This is a genomic window from bacterium (assembly GCA_035380285.1).
GTDB lineage: Bacteria > Auribacterota > Erginobacteria > Erginobacterales > DAOSXE01 > DAOSXE01.
Genome location: DAOSXE010000045.1, coordinates 1 through 11399, shown reverse-complemented (window position 1 = coordinate 11399; position 11399 = coordinate 1). Strand labels below are relative to the sequence as shown.

Below are 11399 nucleotides of genomic sequence, written 5' to 3'. Positions count from 1 at the left end.
ATGGTTATGGTTTCGGCCTCGCCCCCTTCATGCTCTTCATGTCCTTCATGGTCGAGCAAAGAGCAGAGCGCATGGAGCATAGAGTAAATCTGTGAAATCTGTGGACTCCCTCCCTGAACCCTGAACCCCGAACCCTGAACCCTGAACCCCTTTTCCCCTCCCCTTCATGTCCTTCATGGTCGAACGATCCCACGAATGGGAAAAGAGCATGGCTCCCACTGTCCTCCGGGCGGCATCTTCATTCCGCCTTCAACCCGAAAACTCTCTGTGTAAATCTGTGGACTGCTTCCCCTCCTGAACCCCGGCCCCTCTTTTCTTCCCTTCATGAACTTCATGTCCTTCATGGTCGAGAAAGCATAGAGCATGGCGCATAGGGTATAGAGTATTGCCGTCATTGCGAGCGGAGCGAAGCAATCTCTCTATATTTGAACTGCTCCGGAGATTGCTTCGTCGCCCAGGCTCCTCGCAATGACATACAATTCTCCGGACCTGAATCCCGAATCTTTTCTGCACCTGATTACTCTGATTAACTCTGATTGAGAGGGGAAAGAATCGTGGTTTCCATTGTCTCCCGAAAGGCATCTTCAGCCCGTCATCAAACCGTTAAAATCCCCTTGTGCCTCTTGTGCCTCTTGTGGCCGACCATTTACCCGTTTGTGCCTTTTGTGGCTAATCCCCTCCCCTTCATGAACTTCATGTCCTTCATGGTGAGTCCCCTAATCCCTTCCCTCCTTGGCCTTGGAGAGACGGCCACGGCTGCGCTATACTCTTCGCCGGAGGTTCTCATGGAAAAACGCACCGAAAAAACTTATCTGGATTTCGCGGCCACTTCCTTCCCCAAGCCGGAGGAGGTCTACCGGGCGGTGGACCGATACGCCCGCCGGGTGGGGGTGGGGAACGACCGCGGGCTCTACCGGGAAGGACAAGAAGCCGCCGGGGTCATGACCCGGGCCCGGCGGGCGATCGCCGGTTTGATCGAAGCCGATCCCGGGGAAATCGTCTTCACGTCCGGGGCGACGGAGTCCCTCAACACTTTTCTGCTCGGCTTTCTCCAGCCGGGCGACCACGTCGTCACCACCTCGTTCGAGCACAACGCGGTGCGCCGCCCCCTGGAATTCCTGCGGGAGCGGCGCGGGGTGGAGGTTTCCCTCCTCCCCGGGTCCCTCTCCACGGGGACCGACCCGGGCGAACTCGAGAAATCGATCCGCCCCGCCACCCGGCTCTGCATCGTCAACCACGTTTCCAACTCCTTCGGGTCGGTCGCGCCCGTGGCCGAGATCGGGGCCATCCTCAAGGAACACGGCGGAATCGTCTTCGCCCTCGACGCCGCCCAGAGCCTGGGGACCCTTCCCTTCTCGGTCCGGGAACTCGGGGTCGATTTTCTCGCCTTCCCCGGCCACAAGGGACTCCTGGGACCGACCGGGACCGGGGGGTTCTTCATCCGCCGGGACCTGGTGGAGCGGGTGCTCCCGCTCAAGTTCGGGGGAACCGGGATCCGTTCCGCCGAGGAGACCTTTCTCCGGGACCTCCCTTATAAGTACGAAGTGGGGACCCAGAACACCTGGGGCCTGGCCGGGCTGGGCGCCGGGGCCGCTTGGGTGGCCGAACGCGGGGCCGCGACCGTCGAAGAGCACATCCGGACCCTGACCGCCCGGGCGGTCGCGGGTCTGCGGGACCTCGAGGGAATCGTCCTCTACCTGCCCGGGACCGGCCTGCCCCACGGAGCGGTCTCCTTCAACCTGGCGGGGCTGCCGGCGCGGGACGCGGCTTCCGTCTTCGACCGCGTCTACGGGATCAAGGTCCGGGAGGGGCTTCACTGCGCCCCCGAATCCCACCGGCTCGCCGGCACCTGCCCGGAAGGGACGGTCCGGGCCAGTTTCGGCGTTTTCACCCGCCCCGAGGACGTCGATTATTTCCTGGCGGCGGCGGCGGAACTGGCGGAATCGATCCCGGCCGGGGTCCGGACCGGGGCGGGAGACCGATAAAGATGAAATGGGAACGGAAAACCGGGATCGTGCTCGCCCTCGACGTTCCCGACCGCGAACGCGCCTTTTCCCTCCTGGACGAAGTCGCGGACTTCATCGACGTGATCAAGTTCAACTACCCGCTGATCCTGCGCGAAGGCCTGAGGATCGTGACCGATATCAAGCGGCGCTACCGTAAACCCATTCTCGCCGACTTCAAGGTGGCCGACGTCCCCGTCACCAACGACCGGATCGTCCGCCTGGCCGCGGAAGCGGGGGCCGACGGGATCATGGTCCACGGGTTCATCGGCATCGACGCCCTGCGTTCGGCCCGCCGGGCGGCGGGGACGATGAAGGTCCTGGTCGTCACCCAGCTCACCAACCCGGGGGGGCTGGATTTTACCGCCCAATTCACCGAGGAGTTCGCGGGCCTAGCCAAACTCCTGGAACTGGACGGGGTCCAGGCCCCGGGGAACCGGCCGGAGGTGGTCGCCCGGGTCCGCGAGATCGTGGGGCCGGAACTGACCGTCGTCTGCTGCGGAATCGGGGCCCAGGGAGGGAGGTTCGGCGCCGCCATCGCCGCCGGGGCCGATTTCGAAATCGTCGGCCGCGCCATCTACGACGCCCCCGAGCCCCCGCGGGCGGTGGAAAAAATCCGCGCCGCCATCGCCCCCGGCTTGGGCAAGGGAGGTTCCCCGCGTTGAACTCCCCCCTCGAACTGACGGTGCAGGAGTACTGCGCGGAAGATTCGTCCTACACCGTCCAGGGCAAGCTCCCCGCCCCTCCCGACCTGAAGGAACTGGCGGAGCGGGCGCGGAGCGTCTACGGCCGGACGATGCTGATGGAGAAGCTCGCCGTCCTGGTGGCGCTGGCCGGGACTTCCACCATCCACGTCCACGGAAACGGCGACTTGGTCGTCACCGGGGTCGAGAACGTCGAGCGCGCCCGGGAACTGCTGGAACCGCTGCTCGGCGCCTCTTCGGGGCGGAAACCGCGGAAGAAAGCATGACGGCGCGGGTCCGGACCGTCGGGGTTTTCGGGAGCGCGGTCTCGCGCGAAGGGACCGAGGAATACGAAGAAGCCGTCCGGGCGGGGGCGGCCGTCGCCCGGGCCGGGTTCGATCTCGTCTGCGGAGGCTACGGGGGGAGCATGGAAGCGGTCTCCCGGGGGTGCGCGGAAGCCGGGGGAAGCGCGCGGGGGATCGGACTCGACTATTTCTCCTCGCCCCCCAACCGGTTCCTCGGCCGGTTCGAGCACGCTTCCACCCTGGGGCGGCGCCTGGACCGTTTCGTCGAGGACGCCGACCTCTTCCTCGCCCTCCCCGGGGGGATCGGAACCGTCGCCGAGGTCATGTTCGTTTGGGACCTGGTCAAGAGCGGGCGCATTTCGGGCAAGCCCGTCATTCTCTACGGCCGAAGTTGGGAACGGCTGCTCGCCGTCCTCGAAGAAAGCTTCGTCATCCCCTCCGGCGCTTTCGCCGCGATGCTCCGGGCTCCGGACCTGGCGGCGTTGGAGGAGATCTTGAGGAAGATCGGTTGATCCCGGCCCCGGTTTTTTTTGACGAACCCGGGCGGGATTGAGTACTATTATCGCGTCGCGGCGACGCTGAACTAAACTCCCGCGAGGAGGCTCTATGAGATTTTTTGCCCCCCTGCTCATCGGGTTCCTTTTCTTGACGGCTTCACTTCCCGCGGCCGATTTCAACGGCGACGGCACCTCCGACATCGCGGTCTTCCGCGACGGTCTCTGGCTGGTGCGGGGAGTGACCCGGGTATACTTCGGCGCCGCCGGAGACCGGCCGGTCCCCGGCGATTTTACCGGCGAACTCAAGGACCGGGTGGCGGTTTTCCGGCCCGCCGCCGGGCTCTGGATCGTCCGGGGGACCACCCGGGTCTACTTCGGGTCGGGGAGCGATTCCCCCCAAGTCGGAGATTACGACGGCGACGGGACCGAGGAGATCGGAATCTTCCGTCCCGCCGCCGGCCTCTGGATCGCCCGGGGAGTGACCCGTTTCTATTTCGGGGGCACGAACGACGAAGCCCTCTCCCCCGGCAAGGCCGTCCCCGCCCGAGGCGAGATCCCGGTCACGGGCCAGACCAGTTCCTATCAGGTGGGAGACGACGGCTACTACCGGGCCGGAAGCGGCTTCTGCTTCCAGACCTTCATCAACGGCTGCCATCAGATCACGCTCGACCGCAACACCGGCCTGATGTGGGCTTCGGACGGGAACTCGATGGGCTGCTGCTACGGCGCCCAGACCGACTGGAACGCGGCGATCGACTGGTGCTACAACATCAGCTTCGGAGACTACTCGGACTGGCGGCTCCCCAACGCCAAGGAACTGGAGTCCATCTCCGATTACGGGGAGTCCTATCCCGCCGTCGAGGAAGCCTGGTTCCCCAACACCAAGAAGGAAAGGTACTGGACCTCCACTTCCTACTCCAACGTGCACCCGGAATTCGCTTTCGCCATCGACGTCAGGTACAGCTCGTTCGATTGGGGCAACAAACTTACCGATACATTCTGTCTCCGGGCCGTCCGGGGCCCCGACCCCGGCAGCGGCTCCGGAAAATCCTCCGGTCTCCGGCCCGGGTCCCGGGGGGCCGACTTCGACGGGAACGGAACCGGGAACCCGGCGATCTTCCGCCCGGCTTCCGGGCTCTGGGCGGTGCGGGGCCTGACCCGGATCTACTTCGGGGGCGCCGGCGATACCGCCGTTCCCGGCAATTACGACGGGGGCGGCGGGGACCGGGCCGCGGTCTTCCGCCCGGCTTCCGGGCTCTGGGCGGTACGAGGCCTGACCCACTTTTACTACGGGACTTCCGCCGACCAGGCGGTCCCGGGAGATCTGCTCGGCCAGCGCCGCGACCTGGCCGGGATCTTCCGCCCGGGCAACAATCTCTGGAGCTTCCGCGGCTTGACCCGCTTCTACTACGGCACGGCGGGGGACCAGGCTTTGCCCCCGGGCCAGGTCGGCGGCCCCCGGCTGTGCCTGATCCCGGTCACCGGCCAGACCACGGCCTACCGGACCGGGGACGACGGCTATTACGAGGCCGGGGCTCCTTTCGGCTTCGACCTCTTCGACATCGGCGGGACCAAGATCACCGTGGACAACAACACCGGCCTGATCTGGGCCGCGGACGGCAACCAGGCCGGCTGCTGCTTCGGGGCCGAGACCGACTGGGCCGCCGCCGTGGCCTGGTGCCAGAACCTCAACTTCGCCGGAAGCTCGGACTGGCGCCTGGCCAACGCCCGGGAGCTGCAGACCATCGCCGACTACGGCACCACCTACCCCTCCATCGACACCGCCTATTTCCCCAACACCAAAAACGACTGGTACTGGAGTTCCACCACCATGAAGGGGAGCACCGCCAGGGCCTTTATAATGCAATTCGACGTCGGCGGCTACCTTGACGACGACAATAAGACCGGTAAACGCTATGTCCGGGCGGTGGCGGGGCCCTGAAGAGGAATAGAGGGTTCAGGGTTCAGGCCCCCGCCTCGTCCCTTAAAGATTCTTGCACCTGTGAGAAGCATAGGGCATAGAGCAGAGAGCATGGAGCATAGAGAAAATCCCCTCCGCTACGGACCCTTTAGGGTTCGGGGTTCAGGGTTCAGGCCCACCACCACGCCCTCTGGAGAGGTCCACAGACCTGCCTGCGGCAGGCAGGTGACACAGATGTCGAAGAGGGAATTTTTGCACCTGATTACTCTGATTAACTCTGATTGAGAGAGAATTTTCCCACCTGAACCCCGAACCCTGAACCCTCTCCCCTTCATGAACTTCATGTCCTTCATGGTCGAAGGATTTTCCCGATGGAGAAAGGCCCCTTGCCCCCACCGTCCGCCGCTGGGTATCTTCAGTCCGCGTTCAATCCTCTCAAAACTCTCTGTGTTCTCTGTGGCCTCTGTGGTTAGTTCCCTTCCCCTCTCCATGTTCTACATGCCTACATGGTGAGTATTGAGTCCGGCGGGGGCGCGACTAGACCAGGACGCCGTCGCGCATGGTCACCACCCGGTCGGCCCATTTCCCCACCCCGGGGTCGTGGGAAACCACCACGGTCGCCTGGCGCAGTTCGGCGTTGAGGCGCTTGAGCAGCTCCATGATCCTGACCCCGGTGGCCGAATCCACGTTGCCGGTGGGTTCGTCGGCCAGCAGCACCAGGGGTTCGTTGATCAGGGCCCGGGCCACCGCCACCCGCTGCTGTTCGCCCCCGGAGAGCTGGGAGGGGTAGTGGCGGACGCGCTCGGCCAGGCCGACCATCTCCAGAAGTTCGAGGGCGTGCCGGCGGAAGCGCCGGCCGCCGCCGCCGATCAGGGCGGGGAGGAGGACGTTCTCCAGGGCGGTGAACTCGGGGAGAAGGTGGAAGAACTGGAAGACGAAGCCGATCCGGCGGTTCCGGGCCGCGGCCCGGGCCTTGCGGGAAAGCCGGTAAAGATCGGCGCCGCCCAGAAGCACCTGCCCGGAGTCGGGGGAGTCGAGGCCGCCCATGATGTGCAGGAGGGTGGACTTGCCCGCCCCCGAGGGGCCGGTCACGGCCAGGAACTCCCCCGCCTCCACGCTCAGGTCGACGCCCTTGAGGACCGGCAGTTCCCGATCGCCGCCGGCGAAGCTGCGGCGGACCCCCATGACTTCGAGAGGGAGCCGGTCACTCATAGCGCAACGCCTCCACCGGTTCCAGGCGCGCCGCCCGCCAGGCGGGGTACAGGGACGCCGCCACCGCGATCAGCAGCGCGGCCCCGGCGATGATCAGGGTCTCCAGGGGATCGAGACGGGCCGGGATCCGGTCGAAGTAGTAGACGTCGGGAGGAAAGACCTGGATGCCGAAGCGGGCGGCCAGAAAGTCGGCGACGTGGTTGATGTTCACGGTGAGGACGATCCCCCCGGCCACGCCCAGGACGATGCCGAACAGCCCGATGATCATTCCGTTGAGGACGAAGATGCGGCGGATGGCCCGTTCCGGCATCCCCAGGGATTTGAAGATCCCGATGGCCCGGGTCTTCTCCTTGACGGTGACGATCAGGGTGCTGGCGATGTTGAGGGCGGCGACGACTATGATCAGGGTGACGATGATGAACATCAGGTTCTTCTCCACCCGGATCGCCTCGAAAAGCGGCTTGTTGAGGTCCATCCAGCTGCGGACCAGGTAGGGTGGAGTCGCCAGCATCGCCGCCACCCGGTTACGGATGGCATGGGCGTGTTCGACGTCGTCGACCTTGAGGCTGATCCCGGTCACGCCCGGCCCCAGGCCGAACAGCCGGCGGGCGGCGTCGAGGGAAACGTAGGCCAGCTCCAGGTCGTACTGGGCCATGCCCGATTTGAATATGCCGGAGACGGTGAACTTCTCCCTCCCCCCGGCCACCGAGCCCGGAGTCAGCCCTTCCGAGGGACTGACCAGGAGAACCCGGTCGCCGAGGCGAAGCCGGTAGAGGTCGGCGAGCTGGGACCCGATGACGATGCCGTTCTCGCCCGGGTCGAGTTCCCCTTCAATCATGTATTCCCCCAGCTTCCCCACCCGGGCCTCCGCCTCCGGATCGATTCCTCGGAGGTTGACTCCGAGGGCCCGGTTGTGCGTGCGGACGATGATCTGTCCGGTGATGGAGGGCGCGGTGGCGGCGACTCCGTCCAGTTTTTCCAGGCGTTCCTCCAGATCCAGATAATCGCGGATCTCTCCCTGGGCGGTGACGACGACGTGGCCGTAGATCCCCAAAAACTTGTCCTTGAGCTGGCGGTCGAACCCGCTCATGACCGCCATCACCACCATCAAGGTCATGACCCCCACCGCCACCCCGGCGATCGAGATCAGGGTGATGGCGGAGACGAACGAGCGGTTCCCGCGAAAACGCAGGTAGCGCAAGCTGATCCAGACCGGGTAGCGGATCATGGTTCCTCCCGCCGCGGCCGCAGTTGGGGGAAAAGAATGACCTCGCGGATACTGGGCGCTCCGGTCAACAGCATGACCAGGCGGTCGATCCCGATCCCCATCCCCCCCGCCGGGGGCATCCCGTGCTCCAGGGCCTCGATGAAGTCGAAATCGATCGCCCCTTTCCCCGCCCCTTCCCCGGCTTGCCCCCGAAAACGCCGGAGCTGCTCGCCGGGGTCGTTGAGTTCGGAGTAGCCGGGGGCGATCTCCTGGCCGTTGATTTCCAGCTCGAAAACGTCCACCACGCCGGGGTCGTCGGCGCAGGCCCGGGCCAGGGGCACCAGCTCCGCCGGCAGCCGGAGGACGAAGGTGGGCTGGATCAAGGTCGGCTCGACCAGTTTTTCGTAGAGTTCGTGGGTGACCGCCGGCGCCGAGAGCCCGGGTTCGGTTTCCAGGCCCCGGGCCGAAGCTTCGCGGGCGGCTTCCTCCGCTCCCAGGTCGAACCAGTCCGGCCGGCCGGTGTATTCCCGGACCAGGTCCCGGTAAGCGACCCGGCGCCAGGGCCGGGAGAGATCGATCGTTTCCCCGCTCTCCTGCTGGGTTATCCGCAAGGTTCCGCAAACCTCTTCGGCCACGGTCGTGACCAGCTCCTCGATCAAGTCCATCATCGACCGGCAGTCCCCGAAGGCCTCGTAGATTTCGAGCATGGTGAACTCCGGGTTATGGCGCCGGGAAAGCCCTTCGTTGCGGAAGTTGCGGTTGAGTTCGAAGACCTTGCCCATTCCCCCCACCAGGAGGCGCTTGAGGTAGAGTTCGGGGGCGATCCGCAGGAACATGGGAGCGTCCAGGGCTTCGTAGCGGGTGACGAAGGGCTTGGCGGCCGCGCCGCCGGCCAGGGGCTGCATCATCGGGGTTTCGACTTCCGTGAACCCTTTTTCCCAGAGGAACAGGCGGATGGCCCGGACGATCTTGTGGCGCCGCGCGAAAATCTCGCGGGCGGCCTCGTTGCCGATCAGGTCGAGGTAGCGCTGGCGGTAGCGCTGTTCCACGTCCTTGAGCCCGTGCCACTTTTCCGGGAGCGGGAGCAGGGCCTTGGCCAGAAAGGCCAGGGACTCGACCATCACGCTGATCTCCCCCTTGCGGGTGGTGAAGAGGGTGCCTTCCACCCCCACGATGTCCCCGAGGTCGAGACGTTCCACGACCTCGAAAACCTCGTCCCCCAACCGGTCGCGGCGCAGGTAGATCTGGATCTTGCCGGTCTCGTCCCAAAGATCGGCGAAGACGGTCTTGCCGTGGCCCCGGATGGCGGCGAGCCGGCCGGCCACCCGGACCCGGCGTTCTTCGCGGTACCGTTCGCGGCAGTCCCGGGCGTCGGCGTCGCGGTCGAACCGTCCCCCGTAGGGATCGAGGCCGAGTTCGCGCAGTTCCTCGAGCTTGCGCCGGCGGTTTTCCTTCAAATCGTCGCTCATGGTTCCCTCTCCTCTCAGACGCTCTCCCCGGCGCGCGACCGCAGGTATTCGATGATGAAGGGGTCGATGTTTCCGTCCATCACCCCCTGAATGTTCCCCACCGTCACCCCGGTCCGCAGGTCCTTGACCATGGAGTAGGGGTGGAAGACGTAGGACCGGATCTGGCTCCCCCAGGCGATCTCGCGCTGGTCGTCGTGGTGGGCGGCCATCTCCCGGCGGCGCTTGTCCATCTCTTGCTGGTAGAGGCGGGCCTTGAGAATTTTCATGGCCGTGGCCTTGTTCTTGTGTTGGGAGCGCTCGTTTTGGCAGGCGACCACGATCCCGGTGGGGAGGTGGGTGATCCTGACCGCCGAGGAAGTCTTGTTGACGTGCTGTCCCCCGGCCCCGCTGGAACGGTAGGTATCGATGCGCAGGTCCTTCTCGTCGATCTCGATCTCGATGTCGTCGTCGATCTCGGGAACCACGTCGACCGAGGCGAACGAGGTGTGGCGCCGGGCGCCGGAGTCGAAGGGGGAGATCCGGACCAGGCGGTGGACCCCGCGTTCGGCCTTGAGGTAGCCGTAGGCGTAACGGCCCTTGATCAGGGCGGTCAAGCTCTTGAGCCCGGCCTCGTCGCCGGGGGTGGAACTGAGAACCTCCACGGCGTACCCTCGGTTTTCGGCCCAGCGGCCGTACATCCTCCAGAGCATTTCGGCCCAGTCGCAGGACTCGGTGCCCCCGGCCCCGGCCTGGACGCTGAAGATGGCGTTATTGCCGTCATGGGGTTCGGAGAGCATGCGCCGGAATTCGATCTCGTCCACCTTCCTCTCCAGAACCGCGAACTCGGAGGAAAGTTCCGCCTCCAGGTCCTCGTCGCCTTCCGCCAGTTCCAGCATCTCGGAAAAGTCGCGCAGATCCTTCTCCACCTCCCGCCAGGGCTCGATCACCGCCCGCAACCCCTTGAGTTCCTGGACCAGTTCCTGGGCCTGTTCCTGGCGGTCCCAGAAACCGGGCCGGGACATCAGCTCCTCGATCTCGGCCAGCCGGCGTTCGCGTTCCTCCAGGTCAAAGATAACCTCGCATTCTCGAGTAACGCTCGGCCACGTCCTGAAGCTTCTGCCGCAGTTCCTGGGACATCCCCTACCTCCGTTGCTGGATCGTAAATGGTTAGTGTAGCTCGAAATTATGTCGAAAGAAAACCGTATCCGCGGCTTTAAGGCGCGGGGGAGACCAGCCGGAAGACGGTCCTGACCCGCTGCCGGATGACGATCCTTCCCACGGCCAGGCCGTCGCCGGCAGACCCGGCCCCGCTCAGCTCGATCGAATTCTGGACCATGAGCCGGCTGGTGGAACGCCAGCCCTCGGCCGCGGAAAGGTCTTCCTCCACCAGCAACGGTTCCCCCAGGGAGGAGCCGAGGATGGCGGCAAGGTCGGCCGCTTTCGTCTTCGCCCGGCGGACCGCTTCTTCCCGGGTGGAGTTCTGCAAGCCGATCCGGTCGGTATGGTCGTAGGAGACGTCTTCGACGGAGACCCCGGGCAGCACCGCCAAGCCCAGCCAGAGGGCGGCGTAGCGGGAAAGGTCGGAAGAACGGAACGAAACCCCGGTATAAGCGTAGTAACCTTCCTTGACCGACTCCCGGTTCCGCTGGACCCAGTTCACTCCGAACTCCATTCCCGCGGTCTGGACGTCCTCCGCCTCCACGCCGTTGTCGGCCAGAAGCGACAGGACCGCCTTGACCGCTTCCGCGTTTCCGGCCGCGGCCCGGTCGAGCTTGAGGTCGGTGGTCTTGACCGAAACCGACCAGATCATGAGGTCGGGAACCACCCGGGTTTCCGCGGTTCCATACACGGTGATATGAGGCGTTTCGATCTCGTCCGCGCGGGCCCAGGCGGCCAGCGCCAGGATCGCCCCCAGCCATATCGAGGTTTTCACGATGTTTTTCTCCCCGGTTCGGGTTTCCGCCGCCGCGGCCGCCGGCCCGGCGAAGCGGCTCGGAAGGAAGGATACCGCCGGCGCCGGCGATTTGACAGCGGCTTTTTAGTCCCCCCGGCGGGAAGAGAGGGTTCGGGGTTCAGGAAGGGAGGGAATTGAACCACAGAGATCACCGAGGTCACAGAGAATT

The 11399-nt window shown here is 65.2% G+C and carries 11 protein-coding genes; 5 read left to right on the top strand and 6 right to left on the bottom strand.

The genetic code is table 11. The annotated features are described in order from the left end of the window. The first annotated feature begins 785 nt into the window (after window positions 1-785). The 5 genes from PLZ73_11890 to PLZ73_11870 all read left to right on the top strand — a co-directional run bounded on the left by PLZ73_11890 (window position 786) and on the right by PLZ73_11870 (window position 5430). On the top strand, window positions 786-1985 hold the full coding sequence (locus PLZ73_11890; protein ID HOO78574.1) for an aminotransferase class V-fold PLP-dependent enzyme: 1200 nt from the start codon (window positions 786-788) through the stop codon (window positions 1983-1985). A gap of 2 nt (window positions 1986-1987) precedes the next feature. Then, window positions 1988-2668, top strand: a complete 681-nt coding sequence (gene pyrF, locus PLZ73_11885; protein HOO78573.1) for an orotidine-5'-phosphate decarboxylase — start codon at window positions 1988-1990, stop codon at window positions 2666-2668. Beyond that, on the top strand, window positions 2665-2973 hold the full coding sequence (locus PLZ73_11880; GenBank protein ID HOO78572.1) for a hypothetical protein: 309 nt from the start codon (window positions 2665-2667) through the stop codon (window positions 2971-2973). The genes pyrF and PLZ73_11880 overlap by 4 nt, the downstream gene beginning before the upstream one ends. Next, window positions 2970-3503 (top strand): LOG family protein, encoded by a 534-nt coding sequence (locus PLZ73_11875; protein HOO78571.1) that lies wholly within the window; start codon window positions 2970-2972, stop codon window positions 3501-3503. Before PLZ73_11880 ends, PLZ73_11875 begins: the two co-directional genes overlap by 4 nt. Before the next feature lie 94 nt (window positions 3504-3597). Next, window positions 3598-5430, top strand: a complete 1833-nt coding sequence (locus PLZ73_11870; protein ID HOO78570.1) for a DUF1566 domain-containing protein — start codon at window positions 3598-3600, stop codon at window positions 5428-5430. Window positions 5431-5546: 116 nt separating this feature from the next. Here the strand turns inward: PLZ73_11870 and PLZ73_11865 are convergent, their stop codons facing one another. The 6 genes from PLZ73_11865 to PLZ73_11840 all read right to left on the bottom strand — a co-directional run bounded on the left by PLZ73_11865 (window position 5547) and on the right by PLZ73_11840 (window position 11209). After that, entirely contained in the window at window positions 5547-5762 is a 216-nt protein-coding gene (locus PLZ73_11865; protein ID HOO78569.1) for a hypothetical protein, read from the bottom strand. A gap of 184 nt (window positions 5763-5946) precedes the next feature. After that, window positions 5947-6621 carry an ABC transporter ATP-binding protein gene (locus PLZ73_11860; protein HOO78568.1) on the bottom strand — a complete coding sequence of 225 codons (675 nt, stop codon included), beginning with the start codon at window positions 6619-6621 and terminating at the stop codon, window positions 5947-5949. Continuing rightward, window positions 6614-7849, bottom strand: coding sequence for a lipoprotein-releasing ABC transporter permease subunit (locus tag PLZ73_11855; protein HOO78567.1), 1236 nt, complete (start codon window positions 7847-7849; stop codon window positions 6614-6616). Before PLZ73_11855 ends, PLZ73_11860 begins: the two co-directional genes overlap by 8 nt. Continuing rightward, window positions 7846-9297: a lysine--tRNA ligase gene (gene lysS / locus PLZ73_11850; GenBank protein ID HOO78566.1), complete on the bottom strand. Its 1452-nt coding sequence runs from the start codon at window positions 9295-9297 to the stop codon at window positions 7846-7848. The genes PLZ73_11855 and lysS overlap by 4 nt, the downstream gene beginning before the upstream one ends. 14 nt (window positions 9298-9311) lie before the next feature. After that, a protein-coding gene (gene prfB / locus PLZ73_11845) for a peptide chain release factor 2 (GenBank protein HOO78565.1) occupies window positions 9312-10413 on the bottom strand; the annotation gives its coding sequence in 2 pieces (ribosomal slippage) (window positions 9312-10349 and window positions 10351-10413; 1101 coding nt in all). 76 nt (window positions 10414-10489) lie between these two features. Next, a complete protein-coding gene (locus tag PLZ73_11840; protein ID HOO78564.1) occupies window positions 10490-11209 on the bottom strand; it encodes an SIMPL domain-containing protein in 720 nt (239 codons plus the stop codon). Window positions 11210-11399 lie beyond the last annotated feature (190 nt).